The 19,162-nt window shown below is 43.5% G+C and carries 17 protein-coding genes; 7 read left to right on the top strand and 10 right to left on the bottom strand.

Annotated features, from left to right (window positions below; translation table 11 throughout):
• Positions 1-184 precede the first annotated feature (184 nt).
• The gene (gene hcp / locus DC094_RS17620; protein WP_116688442.1) at positions 185-1,837 is read right to left on the bottom strand and encodes a hydroxylamine reductase; all 1,653 of its coding nucleotides are present in this window, start codon (positions 1,835-1,837) and stop codon (positions 185-187) included.
• Between the two features lie 254 nt (positions 1,838-2,091).
• Between hcp and DC094_RS17615 the strand changes: the two genes are divergently transcribed.
• Positions 2,092-2,802, top strand: coding sequence for a GAF domain-containing protein (locus DC094_RS17615; RefSeq protein ID WP_116688441.1), 711 nt, complete (start codon positions 2,092-2,094; stop codon positions 2,800-2,802).
• Here DC094_RS17615 and DC094_RS17610 read toward each other — a convergent pair.
• On the bottom strand, positions 2,799-4,205 hold the full coding sequence (locus tag DC094_RS17610; protein WP_116688440.1) for a hypothetical protein: 1,407 nt from the start codon (positions 4,203-4,205) through the stop codon (positions 2,799-2,801). The genes DC094_RS17615 and DC094_RS17610 overlap by 4 nt on opposite strands.
• A gap of 112 nt (positions 4,206-4,317) precedes the next feature.
• On the opposite strand from DC094_RS17610, the gene DC094_RS22185 reads away from it, so the two are divergent.
• Together DC094_RS22185 and DC094_RS17605 are read left to right on the top strand one after the other, a co-directional pair.
• The gene (locus DC094_RS22185; protein WP_158527379.1) at positions 4,318-4,479 is read left to right on the top strand and encodes a hypothetical protein; all 162 of its coding nucleotides are present in this window, start codon (positions 4,318-4,320) and stop codon (positions 4,477-4,479) included.
• Entirely contained in the window at positions 4,449-4,667 is a 219-nt protein-coding gene (locus DC094_RS17605) for a hypothetical protein (RefSeq protein ID WP_206605693.1), read from the top strand. Before DC094_RS22185 ends, DC094_RS17605 begins: the two co-directional genes overlap by 31 nt.
• A 232-nt stretch (positions 4,668-4,899) precedes the next feature.
• Here DC094_RS17605 and DC094_RS17600 read toward each other — a convergent pair whose 3' ends face one another.
• Positions 4,900-5,523 carry a LysE family translocator gene (locus tag DC094_RS17600; protein ID WP_116688439.1) on the bottom strand — a complete coding sequence of 208 codons (624 nt, stop codon included), beginning with the start codon at positions 5,521-5,523 and terminating at the stop codon, positions 4,900-4,902.
• Between the two features lie 183 nt (positions 5,524-5,706).
• Here DC094_RS17600 and DC094_RS17595 point away from each other — a divergent pair, with 183 nt between their 5' ends.
• The 3 genes from DC094_RS17595 to aspA all read left to right on the top strand — a co-directional run bounded on the left by DC094_RS17595 (position 5,707) and on the right by aspA (position 9,098).
• A complete protein-coding gene (locus tag DC094_RS17595) occupies positions 5,707-6,642 on the top strand; it encodes a LysR family transcriptional regulator (protein WP_116688438.1) in 936 nt (311 codons plus the stop codon).
• Positions 6,643-6,817: 175 nt separating this feature from the next.
• A complete protein-coding gene (gene cuyB, locus DC094_RS17590) occupies positions 6,818-7,531 on the top strand; it encodes a cysteate racemase (RefSeq protein ID WP_206605692.1) in 714 nt (237 codons plus the stop codon).
• A gap of 121 nt (positions 7,532-7,652) precedes the next feature.
• Complete coding sequence (gene aspA, locus DC094_RS17585; RefSeq protein WP_116688437.1) at positions 7,653-9,098, top strand: aspartate ammonia-lyase; 1,446 nt, start codon at positions 7,653-7,655, stop codon at positions 9,096-9,098.
• Positions 9,099-9,523: 425 nt separating this feature from the next.
• On the opposite strand, the gene rluD is transcribed toward aspA, so the two are convergent.
• On the bottom strand, positions 9,524-10,486 hold the full coding sequence (rluD, locus tag DC094_RS17580) for a 23S rRNA pseudouridine(1911/1915/1917) synthase RluD (protein WP_116688436.1): 963 nt from the start codon (positions 10,484-10,486) through the stop codon (positions 9,524-9,526).
• 105 nt (positions 10,487-10,591) lie between these two features.
• On the opposite strand from rluD, the gene DC094_RS17575 reads away from it, so the two are divergent.
• The gene (locus tag DC094_RS17575; RefSeq protein WP_158527378.1) at positions 10,592-11,323 is read left to right on the top strand and encodes an outer membrane protein assembly factor BamD; all 732 of its coding nucleotides are present in this window, start codon (positions 10,592-10,594) and stop codon (positions 11,321-11,323) included.
• A 99-nt stretch (positions 11,324-11,422) separates the two neighbouring features.
• On the opposite strand, the gene DC094_RS17570 is transcribed toward DC094_RS17575, so the two are convergent.
• From DC094_RS17570 to DC094_RS17545, 6 genes are all read right to left on the bottom strand, one after another.
• Complete coding sequence (locus tag DC094_RS17570) at positions 11,423-11,818, bottom strand: hypothetical protein (protein ID WP_206605691.1); 396 nt, start codon at positions 11,816-11,818, stop codon at positions 11,423-11,425.
• A 58-nt stretch (positions 11,819-11,876) separates the two neighbouring features.
• Positions 11,877-12,461 (bottom strand): TetR/AcrR family transcriptional regulator, encoded by a 585-nt coding sequence (locus DC094_RS17565; protein ID WP_116688434.1) that lies wholly within the window; start codon positions 12,459-12,461, stop codon positions 11,877-11,879.
• 70 nt (positions 12,462-12,531) lie between these two features.
• Positions 12,532-13,971, bottom strand: a complete 1,440-nt coding sequence (locus tag DC094_RS17560) for a coniferyl aldehyde dehydrogenase (protein WP_206605690.1) — start codon at positions 13,969-13,971, stop codon at positions 12,532-12,534.
• A 331-nt stretch (positions 13,972-14,302) separates the two neighbouring features.
• Positions 14,303-14,755, bottom strand: a complete 453-nt coding sequence (locus DC094_RS17555; RefSeq protein ID WP_116688433.1) for a hypothetical protein — start codon at positions 14,753-14,755, stop codon at positions 14,303-14,305.
• Between the two features lie 41 nt (positions 14,756-14,796).
• Entirely contained in the window at positions 14,797-15,849 is a 1,053-nt protein-coding gene (locus tag DC094_RS17550) for a CNNM domain-containing protein (RefSeq protein ID WP_116688432.1), read from the bottom strand.
• Between the two features lie 97 nt (positions 15,850-15,946).
• Positions 15,947-19,081 carry an efflux RND transporter permease subunit gene (locus DC094_RS17545; RefSeq protein WP_116688431.1) on the bottom strand — a complete coding sequence of 1,045 codons (3,135 nt, stop codon included), beginning with the start codon at positions 19,079-19,081 and terminating at the stop codon, positions 15,947-15,949.
• Positions 19,082-19,162: the final 81 nt, after the last annotated feature.

The following is a 19,162-nucleotide window of genomic DNA, read 5'->3' as shown; positions in this document are numbered from 1 at the left end:
TGTTGTCCGATAAAGTGAATATGTTATTTTTTATCTTATTGACCAATAAAAAATGTTTTTATATTTTCTACTAATTAATTGCGTTGAAGAGTTGCGTCAAAAATAGTCGCGTCGAATGTTAAAACGCATCATAACCTAAAACTAAAAAAACGCCCCCGGAATATTCCGGGGGCGTTTTCATTGATTAAGCCGCGTTAAGAATGCGATCTAAATCAGCTTCTGCTGAAGTCGTTGTGCGCAAACCAAATTCTTTTTCAAGAATCGCGATCAGGTTTGGCGTCAGGAAGCCTGGTGCTTCTGGGCCAGTCAGAATGTTCTTCACACCCAGTGACAGCAGCGTTAACAATACTACGATGGCTTTTTGCTCGAACCAGCTCAGTACGATCGACAATGGCAAGTCATTAACACCGCAATCCAGTGCTTCAGATAATGCCAGCGCCAGCTGAATAGCAGAGTAAGAGTCGTTGCACTGGCCAATGTCTAACAGACGTGGAATGCCTTCGATATCGCCAAAGTTCAGTTTGTTGAACTTGTACTTACCGCAACCCAAGGTCAGAATCAGGCTATCTTTTGGTGCCTTTTGAGTGATTTCTGTGTAGTAATCACGACCGGCTTTAGCGCCGTCACAGCCGCCAACCAAGAAGAAGTGGCTGATTTTGCCTTCTTTAACTTTTTCCAACACGGTCGGTGCAGCAGCCATTAAAGCGTTGCGACCAAAACCGATAGTAATCATGTGCTCGATTTCGTCTGCTTCAAAGCCAGGCAATTCCAGTGCGCGCTCGACAACTGCAGAGAAATCTTCGCCTTCCAAGTGAACTACGCCCGGCCAGCCAACAATGCTGCGAGTGTATAAACGGTCTGCGTAACTGCCGACATTTGGATCGATGATGCAGTTAGAAGTCATTACGATAGCGCCTGGGAAGCTAGCAAATTCACTTTGCTGCTCTTGCCATGCGTTACCATAGTTGCCTACCAAGTGCTTGTATTTCTTCAGTTCTGGGTAAGCGAGGCCTGGCAACATTTCACCGTGGGTGTAAACGTTAATGCCTTTGCCTTCAGTTTGCTTAAGGATTAATTCTAAATCGACCATGTCGTGGCCAGAAACCAGAATTGCCTTACCTTTAATAGTTTTGGTGTTGACCTGAGTTGGCTCTGGATGACCGAAAGCTTCAGTCTCGCCAGCGTCTAACATGGCCATCACACGGTAGTTCAGCTGACCGATGTCCATAGAACATTTAACCAGATCACCCATTTCTTCAGGGTCAGTCGCTAACCAGCTCATGATGTGGTGGTATTCACCGGCAATTTCATCATCAGTTTTACCCAGAACATAAGCATGCTCCATGTAAGCAGCTGCGCCTTTCAGGCCGTATAAAGCCAGTAAACGGAGGCCGATGATATCTTCAGAAACTTGGCCGTTACCGCGATTTGGCAGCGCGATAGAAGCTTGTGCCAACATGCCTTCTTGATCGCCAGCCAGCTTGAAGTTAGCAGAAGGATTTTCCAGCTCACCGTCAAAACCTTTTTCACGGCACTCTACTTTTAATGCTTCGCGGAAAGATTCTGCCTGACGGGCGTAACCAATGATCCGCTCTGGAACAAAGTTAACGTTAGTCAAAGTGGCAAAGAATGCTTTAGGTGCGAAAACATCTATATCCTGGCGAATAATGCCCAGCTCACGCGCCTTGATTGCCCAGGCTGACAGGCCTTGCAGGCTGTAAATCAGTACGTCTTGCAGATCCGAAGTCTCTGCTGTTTTGCCGCACATGCCCTGTGCAAAAGAACAGCCGTTACCAGCAGGAGTACGAATCGTTTGCTCACATTGTACGCAGAACATGTAGGGTGCCCTCAGATTGCTTATTCGCTCTGTCAAAATGACAGTAATTGCAGCTAGTCTATGTCCCTAAAAAAATTTATGGAAGCGATTTATTAACTTATCATTCTGTCTTAATGACACAGGTCAGAAAACACGACTAAAAGGGTCAGCCTGTCAGATCAAGATTGGTATTTTTTGGCTGGCAACAGATAGAATGGTCGAGCAATACACTTTCTTTAAATCACGCGACACAACTCAGGCTTAAAAGCACCGTTATGGACCTAACCCAATTAAATCAACAACAACTGGCGATGACGCTGGATTTGCTCAGTAGCTTGCCAGCAGAAGACCGCTTCGAACGTTTGTTGACTATGGTGCGGGAAATATTACCGTGTGATGCGGCAGCGCTGTTGCGTTATCGAAAAAACGTTTTTATTCCGATGGCCACTAATGGTTTAAAGCGTCAAGTGCGCTCGATGCAGTTTCCTGCTGCACAGCATCCTAGGTTGAGTGCCTTGCTTCATTCTGAAGCGCCGGTCAGATTTGATATGGATTCAGACCTACCGGATCCGTATGACGGTTTAGTCAGTGGAGAAGATGGGTTGCTTGATGTTCACGACTGTATCGGCATTCCCCTACGACAGAATAATCGTTTAATCGGTGCACTTACCCTGGATTCAATCGAACCGCGTTTTGATGGCATTACCGATGAACAATTACGCACTGTCAGCGAGCTAGCATCGGTTGCGATGGATACTGCAGTTCGCATGGCAGATCTGGAACAAAAAGCCGCTTCAGCCGCAGATAAACTATGGAAAGAGTTTTCTGGCTTGCCATTGCGTGAAGCTACTGATGCATTTCAACATCGGTTACTAGAGCTAGCGCTGGAAGATTCAGATAAAAACTGGTCAGCCGCCGCCCGCAAACTGGGTATTGATAATGGCAACTTACACCGGTTGGCAAAAAGACTGGGGATGAAGGATTAAGGCCATTCGACATAAGGTAAATCTTTTAAATCTAGCTTTTGCCAGCTAAGCCCCCAGTTTTTAGCAATTCCAATGGATGATTTGTAGGTATACTTTCTAGTGGAATCGATAAGCATATGTAATTCATCTGGTTGTTGATGGCTTAAAATTAATCCTTCATTTGAACAGGCTACGCTATAGATCTCTAAGTCGATTAAGGCTTTTTCGAAAGGTGTTTGAGCCAACCATTGAATAAATTCCATTGCTTGATGGCGGGGCTCAAAAGGGATGTTATTGCTCCAACAATCTATTAGTTTTTTATGTTTGCTAAAGCGATATTCTGCAATTCTTTTCTGAATGTTTAGTAAATAGGAGTGCTGCATTAAATTGCACATGTTCTGTAGAGTTTTTAAATGCAGCAAATGCTCAGATTTTCCGGTATACATTAGCATGCTACCTGAAGACTTCATTTTACCTTTAGTATTTGTGAATGAACTGTCTTCATGTTTTATAAAATCTAAGTAATTATCTTTGCTACTACTAATTCCTAAAGGTATTTTGCTAAGAACTTTAGCATTATGTTCAGAGTTTACTGAACCAAAATAGATTGAAGTATCTCTCGGTGGAGGAGGGCATTCTACCGGAGCTCCGAAAAGAGGAAAGAACCATGTGCAATCTAAATATAGTCCTCCAAATCTGTACATCACAATATGCCTAAGTACATCGCAGGCAAAAGAAAATTCTCGCCATTGTATAAATGATAAAGCAAGACCAAGAGATCGATTTATAACCTGAAAATTATTCTCTGTTGTTGAAGAGTGCAGCTCTGCAATAGATTTAACTTTGAAGTATTTTAAGCTAGGTGTCGATTCCGAAAGATTAAGAAGCATCGGATTATCTGTCCAGAGATAATGAGTCATGGGTCTTTTAAACCAATTATGTTCAATCACTTTGTTGGTAGCAGCCCAGCTAATTATTTTACGTTTGCCAGGGTTTTTTCCAACCCAAATTCGGTGGGTGGAAGCTTGCCCAGGTCCTTTCGATACTTCACTGGTTGCTGGCGTTGTATAGTGCGCTTGAAGGGCGATGTAAAAATTCAATAGTGCACGTATAAATGCTGAAACTATCTGGTTTTTTTGTACGGATGAACTGATATGTAGCTTTTGAAATTTATTTACAGATTCAGCTGGGGTAAATTGATCTGGTAGTGTCGAGCTAAGGTTTCGAGTGAGTCGGATAATTTCATAAAAATGCATTTGAAAATCTTTTTTTAATTTTGTTCCAACTCTTATTTGATAACCAGTCATTGATCTTATGTAGTTATAAAAAGGCGTCGCATAGTAATGCTCAGTTTTTTCTTGGCTGATCTGGCTGGCTTGCAAAATTTCTGTTTGCAGCTTTTCAATGAGTTGGCAAATATACATCTTCGTTTATTTCTCTGGCTGGTTTGATAATCAAGCAACTTGATGATGGTAATTATAGTGACTATCTCACGAACGCAAGAAGTATTAGATTTGTCTCTAGGCAGGGCTTTGATTGAAGGTAGTTAATCGTTTAATAGGTGCATTAACGCTGGATTCAATCGAACCGCGCTTTGATAGCATTGCCGATGAACAATTGCGCACCGTCAGCGAGCTGGCATCGGTTGCAATGGATACTGCGTTCGTGTGGCAGATCTGGAACAAAAAGCCGCCTTAGCCGCAGATAAATTATGGAAAGAGTTTTTCGGCTTGCTATTACGTGAGGCTACCGATGCATTTCAACATCGGTTACTAGAGCTGGCGCTGGAAGATTCAGATAAAAGCTGGTCAGCTGCCGCTCGTAAACTGGGTATTGATAATGGCAACTTACACCGGTTGGCAAAAAGACTGGGTATGAAAGATTAGTTTATTATCGGTTTTATATAAGGGTCTCGGAATCTATAAATTATTCTGAGCTCTGTAAGTTGTGTCGAGGCTATGACGAGCCACGACAAGTTTATTTAAGCTAAAACCGCACATTGTAGTTCGCTGACGCTCAACACAACCTACCAATACTTTACAAACCCAATGTGGGTAATTATTTAACGGCAGCATCCTGAAAAAGAAACTTTAGCAAGTTGTCTATAGTCTGCTTAATCTAGCTGTGTCGCATAGTCGAAGTAATCACACCTGCACCAATCAGTGCCCCACCACCAATTCTATTTAATCTTTTTCGCGCCTGACAGCTTTGTATTTTATGGCGAACTACGCCAGCAAATATTGCGAAAGAGGTAATCGTAATTGAAATAACTGCCAGGAAGGTAAACATTAAAATCAGCAGCTGAGGTAGTGCTGCAGAATTTGAATTAACAAATTGTGGAAGGAACGCTACAAAAAATACAATATCTTTTGGATTAAGTGCAGTGACCAAAAAGGATGATTTAAACATGTTGAGTTTAGATTGACTGCTGCCTTTAAAAGTTGTGCTTTCTAGTTGAGGTTCTTCACGCCAAGTTTTTATTCCAAGATATATTAAATAGCCAACGCCGAACCATTTTAAAATCATAAATAATGTTGCTGAAGCTGCCAAAATTGCACCAAGACCAATAAGAGAGAGTGCCATCGCAACAAAATCACCCAATAGCACACCGGCAACCAATGGCATAACTGATTTTTTACCGTGGCTGATAGCCTGACCGACTACCAAAATTACGGTTGGCCCCGGGATAATGGCAAAAACAAAAACTACCGCCACAAAAGCGCTCCATATTTCTAATGTCATGTTGTTTCCTCGTGTGTTGTGTCTTATTGGTTAGATTCTAAGTTAGTTATTTGATTGTTATTGTGTTTTATTACTATATCAGCTTTATAAAAATCTGAAAATACCATTGGGCTGTCTGTATCAACATACCTCTTTGCATAATCTTTATACTGCCAACAACTTTTTGCATTCTGAGTCTCAGTTGTGGATACCAAGTGGCTGGAAGATTTTCTTACCCTGGCGGAAACCGGAAATTTTGGCCGGGCAGCGGCTGCCAGAAATATTACCCAGCCAGCGTTTAGTCGCCGGATTCAGTCGTTAGAGCAATCGGTGGGGAAAACCCTGATTGATCGATCGGCTTCTCCGATTCAGTTGACGGCAGAAGGGCTGCTATTTCGAACCACTGCGCGTAATTTGCTCAAGCATATGCAAGATGGTTTGGCGCGGTTACATGGGTTATCGGATCTTGGCCATCAGGCGATAGATTTTGCTGCGGCGCATTCGTTGACCCATCCACTATTGCCAGATTTATTACAGAAATTTGGTGATGCCGGACAACTGCAGCCCAGTCGGGTTGAAGCGATTAATGTTGATGATTCCATTCAGCTGTTGCGTAAAGGCAAGTGTGATTTGTTGCTGGCTTTTTCAATTGAACAGTTAATGCAGCCGCCGTTTTTATCGCTCAATTTGGGTCAATCACGGGTGATCCCGGTCTGTGCCGCTGAAGCTTTGCCGGTTAGGAAAGGTCGCAAACCTGCGCTGAAAAAACTCAAGCCGAAGTTCTCACTAGAGCAGCAAAAAATTCCCTGGCTGAGTTATATCTCCAATAATTATTTAGGCCGCGCAATTAATCATCATTTATCCGCCGTTAAGCCGACATTGAATCTACAACCGGTGGTGGTTTCGTCATTAACTTCATTATTAAGAGATTTAGCAGTTCGCGGTGAAGGCGTTGCTTGGTTGCCGGAATACACGATTGCCGAAGAGTTACAAAATGGTTTGTTAGTGCCGTTACAGCCTAAAAAACATGCAATTGAACTGGATATTGTGCTGTATCGAAGCGATGTCAGATTGCATCCGGCTGCAGAGCAATTCTGGCAAAGGGTCAATAAAGCCGTTGAAGCAGGCTGGCAGATCTAGTTGCTGATTTATTTTAGCCATTTATTCACTGAGCCAGATCACACCTGTTAACAACTCTGCAGCTAACCTTGATGCAAATTTTGCATCGCCCGCTGTAGATTAGCATTTCCGCTTCAAGGCTGAATTTCCTAGCATCCTGTCTATTGACAGCACAAATTCAGTACAGGTAAATCCGGTGGATCAGCAAGCGACTTTGGGTGTTTTAGGCGGCATGGGGCCATTGGCTACGGTTGATTTTATGAATAAATTAATCGAGCAAACGCAGGCGACGTCTGATCAGCAGCATATTCCGCTAATGGTCTGCTCAGTGCCGCAAATTCCTGATAGAACTCGGTTTCTAACTTCGGGTGGTGAAGACCCATTTCCTGCCATGTTACAGGGGCTTAAAATGCTCAAGCGTGCCGGTGTCGATTGTTTTGTTATTCCCTGCAATACCGCACACTACTGGCACCAAAAGCTGTTACAACATAGCTATATGAGTAGCATCAGCATTATTGACTGTGTGCTAGATGAAATTGAGTTTCGCAAGTTGAAAAAAATTGGCTTGTTGGCAACTAGTGCCACCATTAAAACCGAGCTTTATCAAAAAAGAATCGCCAGTCTTTCCCGGCAAACCATCATTCCTGACTCGCATGGGCAATCGTTGGTGATGCAAGGGATTCATGACATAAAGGCGGGTAAAATAGATTCAGGATGTGCCAAACTGACCGCACAGTTTCAGCGATTACTTGAGCAGGGCGCTGAGGCGATTATTTTGGGATGCACTGAAATTCCGCTGGCTTTGCAAGGCCTAACTGCCACACAACCCGAGCGTTGTCTCGATGCAACTTTGTTGCTGGCTCAGGCTTGTGTCAAACGTTATCAACAACCGCAAATGCAAGCCGCTTGATAAAATGATATCTAGGTCGATTCAAAATGTGAGTCTCTGCAGTTTGAAGTGGCTTAGGAATAAATAACCATTAATTTAATTTTCTCACTCTTTGACTGCCAAGAGTTTGAGGTAGAAGTAAATGAACCAGATGATTACCCGCACTGAAGAAGACCTGTTGGGACAAAGACAAATTCCTGCTGATGCCTATTACGGTATTCACACCCAGCGAGCGATCGAAAACTTTAAAATTTCTGGCGTGACCATCTCTGATGTGCCGGAATTTGTACGCGGAATGGTACTAACCAAAAAAGCCTGTGCGCTGGCTAATGGTGAGCTGCACACCATTCCATCTAAAGTATCTAAAGCGATTGTTGCCGCTTGTGATTTGATGTTACAAACCGGCAAAGCAATGGATCAGTTTCCTTCCGATGTTTTCCAGGGCGGTGCCGGTACTTCGGTGAATATGAACACCAATGAAGTGATCGCCAATGTCGCATTAGAAATGCTCGGTGAACAGAAAGGCAATTATGATGTGATCAACCCGAATGATCATGTGAATAAAAGTCAATCCACCAACGATGCTTATCCAACGGGTTTCCGGGTTGCTGTTTATAACAGTGTGGTGAAACTAGCGGAACGCATAGAGTTAATGCAGCTGTCGTTTGATAAGCGTGCCCGTGACTTTGTCGATATCATGAAAATGGGCCGTACCCAACTACAAGATGCTGTGCCGATGAGTCTCGGTCAAGAATTTCATGCCTTCAGTGTTTTATTAAAAGAAGAAGTGAAAAACTTAATGCGCACCAGTGAGTTTTTACTGGAAATGAATTTAGGCGCAACAGCAATTGGCACAGGTGTTAATGCACCGCGCGGTTATTCTGAATTAGCAGTCAAGCGACTGGCTGAAGTGACCGGCTTACCATGTGTACTTTCAGAAGATTTGGTAGAAGCGACTTCAGACTGTGGTGCCTATGTAATGGTGCACAGTGCGTTAAAGCGCCTGGCAGTGAAGATGTCTAAAGTGTGTAATGATCTGCGTTTATTATCTTCTGGCCCGCGTGCGGGTTTAAACGAAATTAATTTACCAGAAATGCAGGCCGGTTCTTCTATTATGCCAGCAAAAGTTAATCCGGTGATTCCAGAAGTGGTCAACCAGGTTTGCTTTAAAGTGATTGGTAACGACATTACTGTAACTATGGCGGCAGAAGCTGGCCAGTTGCAATTAAATGTAATGGAGCCGGTGATTGGTCAAAGCATGTTTGAATCGATCGAGCTGCTAGGCAATGCTTGCGATACCTTGCGTGAGAAATGCATCGATGGCATTACCGCCAATAAAGAAGTTTGCGAACAATTCGTTTATAAATCCATTGGCATTGTCACTTATTTAAATCCGTTTATTGGCCACCACGAAGGCGATATTGTCGGTAAAATTTGTGCACAAACCGGCAAGAGCGTTAAAGAAGTAGTGCTGGCGCGTGGCTTGATGGACGAACAGCAACTGGATGATATTTTGTCTGCAGCGAACTTGTTGCACCCTGAATATAAAGCGCGTTTGTTCTTTGATGAAGATAATGCGGCAAGTTGATTTAAAGTAGGTTGTACGGAGCGCTAGGCGCGACCTACAACTTTCGGGGATTTCCATAAATACCCGGCAAACAATATGCCGGGTATTGTCACAAATACCGATCGGATAAGTCTAAAAATTAGTAGTTGGAATTAATTGAACCACGGTCAAGTTGCAGTTCGCGCCTACGGCTGCTCAGTGCAACCTACGGCAGTCTACATAAATTGGATTGGGCTAGAAGCAATTCTTTTATTTCAAGATGTTTACATCATTCGCGGTGATTGTTGATATCCATGTTTTGCATTATCCGTCAGAAAGTATTTGAGATTTTCTAATCTACTACGATCAGAATAATATTAAGTTTCTGCGACTTTAAGCTTAAGGTTTGAATTCAAAAAATATAAAAAAACCGGCATTTATAAATGCCGGTTTTTTTGTTTTGAAAATTAATGATTCGCTAAATCTTCAATCAACATCGCTTTCAAATTTTTGTAATCTTCTGGTGGCTCTACTTGCCATTCCATCCACTCGCCGGTGATTGGGTGCTCTAGGCCGAGTAGTTGTGCATGCAGTGCCTGACGTTTGAAGCCTTTTAAGATTTCCAGATGCTCAGGTGTCATGGCGCGAGGAATCTGGAATCGACCGGAATACAGCGGGTCACCCATCAGCGGGTGGCCAATGTGTGCCATGTGAACGCGAATTTGGTGAGTACGTCCAGTTTCTAATTTTAAGATTACTTCGGTAGCCAGCCGGAATTTTTCAGCTAAACGAAAATTGGTAATGGCTTCTTTAGCTGAACCATTGGTCACTACCGCCATCTTGATTCGGTTGGTTGGGTGACGACCAATCGGGGCTTCTATTTTTGCACCGCTAATCACATTACCTTGGGCAATCGCTAAGTACTGACGCAAGAATGCGCGTTGTTGTAGCTGTTCAACCAATGCGGTGTGCGCCTCAATGGTCTTGGCAACCACCAGAAGGCCGCTGGTTTCTTTATCTAACCGATGGACGATACCTGCGCGAGGTAACACGCGAACTTCAGGCACGTGATGTAACAGGCCGTTGAGCATGGTGCCGCTGTAGTTGCCGACTGCTGGGTGAACTACCATGTCGGCTGCTTTGTTAATTACCAGCAGATAATCGTCCTGATATACGATATCTAGCGGGATATCTTCCGCTTCCATGGTGAAATCTTCTTGCAGTTCTGCGCTGACTTTTACTTCTTCGCCACCGATAACCTTATCTTTTGGTTTGTGTTTTTTTCCATTTAGGGTGGCTTCGCCGGATTTTATCCAGCCTTGTAAACGGCCGCGGGAATGATCGGGGAAGAGTTCCGCCATTGCCTGATCCAGCCGTTTGCCGTAAAAATCATCAGGAATTGTAGCTTCGAGCCGGATTTGTTGTGGCATATGTCAATGTGCACTGCTGCAGTCTTTATGAGAGAGGCTTTTTACTATAGGCTTGATCGTCTGGAAAGCCCTATCATCAAGAAACTGTCGAAGGTTAAGTCTTTTATGTTCAAAACACGTCTGGCAGCACTTGTGCTGATCAGCCTGCTGGCAGGCTGTGCATCGAATCCTGAGGATGAAGTTACCCCCATTCGTCCAGCAGCAGAAATTTATCAATCTGCGAGTGATTACCTATCGAGCAACAGCTACGAATTGGCAATCAAGGATCTTGAAGAGCTGGAAACCTATTATCCGTTTGGTGAATATGCGCGCCAGGCACAGTTGGACCTGATCAGTGCTTATTATGGTTTTGACCAGTTTGATGAAGTGGTGAGTACTGCCAATCGCTATGCGCGTTTGCATCCGGGTAGCGAGCAGGTAGCTTATGTAACTTATATGAAAGGCATGGCCAATTTTGGTCGTGGCCGTGGCTTTATTACCAATACCGTTAATCTAGATCGCAGCAGTCGCGATGCATCAGCAATCTATCAAGCGTTTTCTGATTTCCGCACTTTGCTCGAAGAATATCCGGACAGTAAATATGCCGATGATGCTCGCCAGCGGATGATTTATTTGCGTAACGAATTGGCCCAGAGTGAACTGCACGCTGCTGAATTTTATATCCGAAAAGGTGCTTGGTTGTCTGCGGCAAAACGTGCCCGTTATGTTGTCGAGCAATATGGCCGAAGTGATCAGTTAGAAAAAGCGCTGAATATTCTTGAGCGAAGCTATAAAGAACTAAAGCTTGATAACCTAGTAAAGGAAGTTAAGACGATCCGAAAGGATAATGGTTTGTAGCGGCCATAATATTTAAAAAAGCCCAGCAGTTAAATGTTGGGCTTTTTTATGCGTGCTATTTGTTCAGCTAGTTTTCAGTTCAGTTCAGTTCAGTTCAGTTCAGTTTAATTCAATAGTCATTTGCTTGCCGCCATAGCCATGAACTAAATCGTGCCCTCTGACTAGAATTTGTTTTACGCCGGCTGGAATTTTTACTCGATGAAGTGAGCGGGTAAACGGCTGTTCATTTTCATGTGGGTGGTGCAAGGTTCGAGTCGCTAAAATGTTCTGCTGGTTATCTAATAATTCCCAGCGATTGGCATAATGGTCCCAGCCACTATCTGCATGCAATAAACTAACAGAAAAATCGTAGCTGCCATCGTTGTTTTTAGTGACTTTGGCATCAACAACATCCACTTCACCTGCGATTGTCGCAGCAGAAAACAAAAAGCTGGAAAGGAAAACTATTTTTATATTTTTCATATGATTGCTTTTGTTCCAAATAGGTTGCAGCATAGACAAATGCTTTGGAAAACGGTTCGATTTTTTACTTAGTTCGATTAAATATCAATAATTAAATACGAATGGCATTCCAAAAAACACTAAATGCAGCATGTCGGTATTCATCAGCGAAAGCCTTGTCTGGGTTTTCAATTAAAAATGCTGCAGTGGATAAAAACTGACCTTGGCATAAATCTAAAATCAGGTCTTCAGGGTATTCTGCCATAATGCCTCTTTCGACACCTTGTTTTAATAATAACCCGATAAAACCAAGGATTTCATTCATCGCTTTGGCGCGGATTTCACTATCTAGATGTGGTGAATGATAAAACTGCAGGAAAAATCGCAACTTGAGAGGGTTGGCAATACTCCAGTCAATTGCAGCGTTCCACATGGTTTTTGTGGTGTTTTTTAAATCAGATAAATCTTCAATTTCTAACAGTGGTTTAGTCATCGCTTCAGCTAGCTGAGACTTAATATCCAGATACAGCTGATTAATTAATTCTTGTTTGCTGTGAAAATGATGAAACAGGGTTCCCGTTGCGACACCGGCTGTTTTGGCTATTTTTGAGGTAGCCGCACCTTGGATACCTTGTTCTACCAAAAGCTCAAGTGCTGCATCAAGAAGTTGCTGTCGTTTATTGGAAACTACAGTCATGGTATTGCCTGCTTAAAATTAAATTTACTTTAAAGTTAGCGGCAGCATAATATTAGCTGCCGCCGAAAAACTAACGCATAAACGTTTTTAATATAATCTTTTGCACTAACTTTCCATAAGGAGGGTGTACTAACTTACCGGTGCCAAACTTACCTGCTTTGAGTACCGTCTTTGCCTTAGAGAAAGTTAAGAAACCTTCCTTGCCGTGGTAATGCCCCATTCCTGATGGGCCAACACCACCAAATGGTGCGTCGTCTGCACCAACATGTAGTAACGATTCGTTAATACACATTCCGCCAGCATGGCACTGTTCGGTGACCTGCTTTTGAATTTGCGGATCCATGCTCATTAAATAAAGTGCTAATGGACGAGGGCGCGCCTGAACATATTGAATGGCTTGATCAAGGCTCTGATATGGAATAATTGGCAGTAGAGGGCCGAAGATCTCTTCTTGCATCAATGTCATATCGTCTTTTGTATCAATAATAAGGTGTGTCACCATTCGATGTTGTAAATCATCAATCGCACTGGCATGGGCCGGAATAATCGAAGCACCCTTGGCTTGTGCATCGGCCATCCAATCGCGCAAGCGTTTGAACTGGCGCTGATTGACTACCGAACTGTAATCTTTGCTAGAAACACCTTTTGGATACATTTTTGTAAAAGCTTTTTTATAGGCTTCAATAAATGCTTGCTGTTTACCTTCAGGGATTAAAACATAATCTGGAGCAACACAGATTTGACCTGCGTTCATGCATTTACCAAAAATAAGTCGTTCTACAGCTAAATCCAAATCTATGTCATCTGCAATAATCACCGGTGACTTACCACCCAACTCAAGTGTTACTGGAGTCAGGTTATCAGCAGCGGCACGCATCACGTGTTTACCCACTGCGGTCGATCCGGTGAATAGTAGATGATCAAAATTTAATTTAGTAAATTCTGAAGCAATATCGGCTTCACCTTCAAATACTGCAACCTGATCTTCAGTGAATACCGATGCCAAGACTTCGCGAATGACGGTATTGGTTTTTGGAGTGAACTCACTGAGTTTTATCATTGCCCGATTGCCGGCTGACAAGGCTGCGGTGAGTGGGCCAAGGCTTAGCATTACCGGGAAATTCCAAGGCACTACAATGCCGACAACGCCCAATGGCTGGTAATGCACTTTTACTGAAGCAGGTGACAACAGCAAACCGGCATGCCGACGGCTAGGTTTCATCCACTTTTTAAGATTTTTAACGCTGTAATTAAGACCTGCAATTGCCGGTAGTAAATCAGAGATCAGTGTGTCGTATTGGCTACGTTGGCCGTAATCTTCGTCCAGTGCCTTACACAGCTTATCTTGGTTACGCAAAATGGCTTTTTTCAGCTCGATTAGTTGTTGCTTTCGACTGCTGAGAGAAGGCATCGGATTGAGTTGATACTGCTGGCGTTGACGAGTCAGCAAATTCTGCATCTGCTGTGCTGGTGAATTCGCACCCTGGAAGGTTGCTTGAGATTCAGACATTTGCTGAGCTCCTTTATTGGTTATTTTTTATCCAAACCACCGCAATATGTATTGAAGCCTGAGCTGGTTTGAGCGTATGCAGCAAGTAAGATCAGTTGTGCTTTGATCCGTGACCGACTGATCAGTCAGTGGTAAGAATAACGGATATTTTTCAAAGTGCCTAGGCTACAAATCAAAAGGATATGATCTTATTGAGTTTTAGTAGTCACTGATGGTGACAGCAGCTTAGTGAATGAAGCATTTAGACCGTAATGCTAGCCAGCTGTACGATCAACAGATGTTTGGTTGAGTGTGAGAAGGGGCATATCAAGAAGTAAAAAGTAAGAAGGTTTTATCCGCCTGAGATGGCATTGCTTGTTTCAAAACCGATCTTGAATAGGGTACATATTGCCATCAATAGAGCAGGCTGATCCTGACAATGATCGATACTTAAAACGTAGTTTTTTCTCAATAGTCTTGAACATTTCAAGGAAGACAAGGGTTTGCCTTGGCGATCATAAAAATCACCATCAAGGCCAGCTCGATAGCAAAGTTTTGAAGTAACGGATTGAAGTGTTGAATCACCGCCCGAACGTTTGAATTGATAACGATCTATGCCGGTGGTTATTTCAAACTGATAGTGCCACCAGCTGGTACGTTTAATCGTTGCCAGCGTGTTTCCTTGTGAGTTAGCGATAGAACCCGAGAGTGAGAATAGCTGGCAGCGATAAGTAAGTTGCTGATCTTCAGATATTAGCTGATAGCTAAATAAACCGGGTTTTAAAATAAAGTCTGAAATCGTCATTTTATTATTTTTCTTCAGTTACACCGGTAGATGTATTTTAATTACGCACGTTCTATTTCAATGCCCATTGTCCGTGCGCGTTTGCGCCATAAACGCCGTGCAAGCTGTTGCATGTCTTGTGCTTGGTCGTGCTCATCGACAATTTCCATGCCTAGCAAGGTTTCGATTAAATCTTCCAAAGTGATGACGCCTTTAATATCGCCGTATTCATCAATCACCAGTGCGATATGTAGTTTTTTCTTTAGGCTGTCTTCAAATGCATCGGGTAATTTGAGAGTGTCAGGTACTGTTTTCAGCGGGCGAACCAATTCAGAAAGTGTTAGTTTTGGTTGGTTGTCGGCGAAGCTTTGTAATATTTCACTGCGTAATACATAGCCGGTAATTTGCTCGGGTCGATCTTTATAAATTGGAATCCGAGAGAATTTTTTCTGCCGATATTGCCCTATATATTCAATGACCGTTAATTGCTCTGATAGACTGAATAAAACATTTCTTGGTGTCATCGCATCTGCCACTGTGGCCTTTTGTAAGCCAAACAAGTTTTTGACTAATTGTGATTCCCGTAAATCAATATGGCCTTCTTGGGCGCTTAGCTCAGCCACTGCTGCCAGCTCCTGTCGATTAAAACCCTTCTGATGTTCTTTGCTAGAAATACTGCGAGTAATTTTTTCCGACATGATGACAAAGGGGTGCAATAGCCGAGTCATAACGATTAAAGCTAAAGATGAGGCCGGAGCCAATGCTCGCCAATAAACAGCACCGAGGGTTTTAGGGATAATTTCAGAAAAAACCAGAATCAATAGCGTAAGAATCGCTGAAGCAATACCCACTGCATCTGAACCAAAAACCACCGCTGCTTGGGCGCCTGCACCGGCAGCACCCAAGGTGTGGGCTACGGTATTTAAGGTCAAAATGGCCGCGAGTGGGCGATTAATTTCTGCTTTCAGATGCTTCCAGCGTTTTCCGGCAGGGCTGTTATTTTTAACTTCAGCCGCAATATAGCCATCAGAAATACTCAGAAGTACTGCTTCGAGTACTGAGCATAAAAAAGAAAACCCTAGTGCGATCAGAATATAAATAATTAACAGCAGCATAAATTATTCCAGTTGCGTAGGTTTGATGAGCCGCAAGCTAAATCAGACACCTTGCGCTTTATGTCTAGATGTCTGATTTCGTTAACACTCATCAAACCTACTGTTGTTCCTGTAATTTCCTAGCTGCTTTTCTCATCGACATTTGATAGAGCGCTGGAATAATAAATAGCGTCAGGAATGATGAGAAAAACAGTCCCCAAACAATCGCCGTTGCCACAGGTGACCACAGCAGTGATTCACCGCCAAGGCCGAAGGCCAGTGAGAATAAGCCAGCGATAGTAGTTAGAGTGGTAATCATAATCGGTAGCATTCTGCGCCTTGAGGCATAGAAAATGGCATGGATTAAAGTCATACCTTTACGCAAATTATCATTGGCAGTGGAAATTAAAACAATAGACGAATTCACTGCAATACCTGCCAGAGCAACGATGCCGTAAAGGGTGTATAAACTGAGTGGATTGCCCGATACGATCAGTCCTAGCACCACACCAATAAATGCCAAAGGTACCGAAACCAATATCATCATCGGTTGGAAATAACTCTGGAATTGAGTCGCCAAAATCAAATACATCAAACCAATACCGAACAGGAATAAACCGCCAATGGCATCGAGGCTTTCATTAATGTCATCCAGCTCTCCGGTGTAATCCGGGTTGATGGTTGGATAATCAGCGGCAATGGTTTGCCAGAAGTCTCGTAACACGGTATTGGCTTGAACCGTGTCAGTTAACTGTTTGTCGATATCGGCTTCAATGGTAATGGTGCGTAAGAAGTTGTAATGAAAAATATTACCCTTAACCCGCGATTTTTCAGCAATCACTAGCTCTCGTAAAGGAACGATTTGTCCGTTAGGTGCGGTTAGAGATAAATCGAGAAAAGCTTGTAGATCTTGATAAGGACCTTGGCTGGTCGCTAATGATTTCAAACGCAATGAAACACTATCGCCTTGGCTTTGCAGGCTAGAAATAATCTCACCATTGGCCAGCATATTAATGGTTCGGCGCACTTCACTTGGGCTAATACCCAGCCGGTTAATCGCATCACTGTTCAGTTTTAAGGTCAGGCCTTGGCTGCCGGGCTCGTCGTCGTCATTGATATCAGTAAAGCGTGGGTCGTTATTCATAAAACTCGACAAGGTATCGGCCGCGGCGCGAATCTGATTAAAGTCATCGCCGCGTAATTTGATGCTAACCGGCTTACTGGTTGGTGGCCCACCGGCCAGTTTTAAAAATGAAATACTCTGTGCGCCAACAATTTTTTCTACGCCCGGCCGCATCGATTCAATAATCGCCTCGACGCTGCGCATATTCTCTTGCTGTGGATTTAAACTGATTAATACTTGGCCAACCTGGTTGCCAAACCTAGGTGCGGTATCGGTGAATTGTTGCCCGGCATAACTAACTACCGAACGCGCTTCACCATCTTCTAACCGTGCATTGGCGGTTTTCTCGACGCGCTTTACTAGTTCCAGTGTGCTGTTGAGAGAGCTAGAAGCGGGCATATCGATATTAATGTAGAAAATCCGCAAGGTATCAGAGGCAAAGAAATCCATCCGAATCATGCCGCTAGCCAATGCCGACATGGCCAATGCAAATAATAAAACCAGGCCGGCTAAAGTTTTGCGTGGGTGGCGCAGAATTTTTAATAGCGCAAAACCATAACGAACCTGAATCTTATGGATCATTCTCTGGCGGGTTTTATCAACTCGTGATGGGTTTTTAAATGAGACCTTGGCGGCTAAAACGTGCCCCGGAAGCATCCAGTAGGCTTCAATCAAACTAATCGCCAAGGCAGTGGTCACTACCAGAGGAATCACCATCATAAACTTGCCTAGAATACCCGGCAGCAACATGAGTGGCAGGAATGCTGCCATGGTAGTTAATACTGAAGCGGTGACCGGTTTGATTACTTCTAGCAAGCCAGTCCATGCTGCGACTTTACTTTCAATGCCACGGCGTAATTTATAATGAATGGATTCAACCACTACGACGGCATCATCGACCAGCATTCCCAGTGAGATAACAATCGCCAGTAGAACCGAAGTATTTAGAGTTTGCCCCAGCTGTTGCAGCACAATAAATGTACCTGCAAGGGTGAATGGAATGCCAATAGTCACTAGAAAACTAATTCGTGAGCCAAGGAATAACCAGCTCACTAGCAGCACCAGAAATAAACCGTAGATAGCATTGGTTTGCATGGTGTCTAATGCGCTACGGGTGATTGAGGTTTGATCATCAATTAGAATATATTCGACGCCTAATTCGTTTTTTAAGCGGTTTCTATTGTCGATAAATTGCACGATCCGATCGACCAATTCCAAGGTATTGCTTTCTGCCTGTTTCATAACGGCAAACATAACGGCTGGCTGACCTTGGTAGCTGACGAGTCTTGCGGCCTTTTCTCGTGCCCGAACAATTTGTGCGATATCGCCTAGGCGAATTTCCCGGTTGTTATTCGCTGAATCGTTAGATGAATTATTTCCCGGCATCATGCGGCTAATCGGTAATTGTGCTAATTGCTCGGGGTTGTCGGTAGTGCCATTAACCCGAATCAGCCATTGGCGAGAGTTAACGTCGATGGTGCCTGCCGAGCTATCAACAAAATAACCCTGCACGCTATTGGCGATATCGGTCGGTGATAAACCTAGAGATTGAATGCGTACTGGGTCGAATAGAATATGAATTTCTGGTGAACGCAAACCGGTCGGCTGAACCCGATCTACTCCGGGAATTCTTGCTAGATCTTTTTCTACAGCACGAGCCTGGCGGCGCAAGTTTTCGCCATCAGAAGGTGCGGTCAATACCACTGTTGCAGTGGGAAATGCATTTGCGGTAGTAATTTCAAATATATTAGGTTGCTTAGCCGCGTCGGGAAGATCTGCTTCAGCAGAAGAAATTTCACGGCGTAAATCGGCAATTCTTTTTTCAAATCGGTCGTCATCGATATCTTGAAAACGCACTAAAATACTAGAAAGGTTCTCCCTGCTGGTGCTGGAGACGAACTTAATATCTTGCAAGCCTTCCAGTGATTCTTCCAGTACATCGGTTACTTTCTTTTCGACATCCTCTGCCGTTGCACCGGGCAATACCGTGGTAATTTGTACCCAGTTAAAGTTAACTGTTGGATCCTGTTCTCGTGGTAGCTGGCTATAAACAAAGGTGCCGCTAAGCAAAATAAGCAAGAAAACCAAATTAGTGGTGACATGGTTTTCAATCAGTTTCTTAAGCCACACAGGCGTTATCTCCAGGCTACAGTTTTTAATTCAAATATTTCAATAATCAAACACTAACACTAACAATAACGACGACGACTG

The organism is Pelagibaculum spongiae (assembly GCF_003097315.1).
Taxonomy (GTDB): Bacteria; Pseudomonadota; Gammaproteobacteria; order Enterobacterales; family Pelagibaculaceae; genus Pelagibaculum; species Pelagibaculum spongiae.
Note: the sequence above shows the minus strand (reverse complement) of the source record. Positions and strands in the feature narration are given on the sequence as shown.

Coding starts and splice junctions, on each gene's coding strand:
- hcp (WP_116688442.1), bottom strand. CDS start 1,837: ATGTTCTGCGTACAATGTGAGCAAACGATTCGTACTCCTGCTGGTAAC.
- DC094_RS17615 (WP_116688441.1), top strand. CDS start 2,092: ATGGACCTAACCCAATTAAATCAACAACAACTGGCGATGACGCTGGAT.
- DC094_RS17610 (WP_116688440.1), bottom strand. CDS start 4,205: ATGTATATTTGCCAACTCATTGAAAAGCTGCAAACAGAAATTTTGCAA.
- DC094_RS17600 (WP_116688439.1), bottom strand. CDS start 5,523: ATGACATTAGAAATATGGAGCGCTTTTGTGGCGGTAGTTTTTGTTTTT.
- aspA (WP_116688437.1), top strand. CDS start 7,653: ATGAACCAGATGATTACCCGCACTGAAGAAGACCTGTTGGGACAAAGA.
- rluD (WP_116688436.1), bottom strand. CDS start 10,486: ATGCCACAACAAATCCGGCTCGAAGCTACAATTCCTGATGATTTTTAC.
- DC094_RS17575 (WP_158527378.1), top strand. CDS start 10,592: ATGTTCAAAACACGTCTGGCAGCACTTGTGCTGATCAGCCTGCTGGCA.
- DC094_RS17570 (WP_206605691.1), bottom strand. CDS start 11,818: ATGCTGCAACCTATTTGGAACAAAAGCAATCATATGAAAAATATAAAA.
- DC094_RS17565 (WP_116688434.1), bottom strand. CDS start 12,461: ATGACTGTAGTTTCCAATAAACGACAGCAACTTCTTGATGCAGCACTT.
- DC094_RS17560 (WP_206605690.1), bottom strand. CDS start 13,971: ATGTCTGAATCTCAAGCAACCTTCCAGGGTGCGAATTCACCAGCACAG.
- DC094_RS17555 (WP_116688433.1), bottom strand. CDS start 14,755: ATGACGATTTCAGACTTTATTTTAAAACCCGGTTTATTTAGCTATCAG.
- DC094_RS17550 (WP_116688432.1), bottom strand. CDS start 15,849: ATGCTGCTGTTAATTATTTATATTCTGATCGCACTAGGGTTTTCTTTT.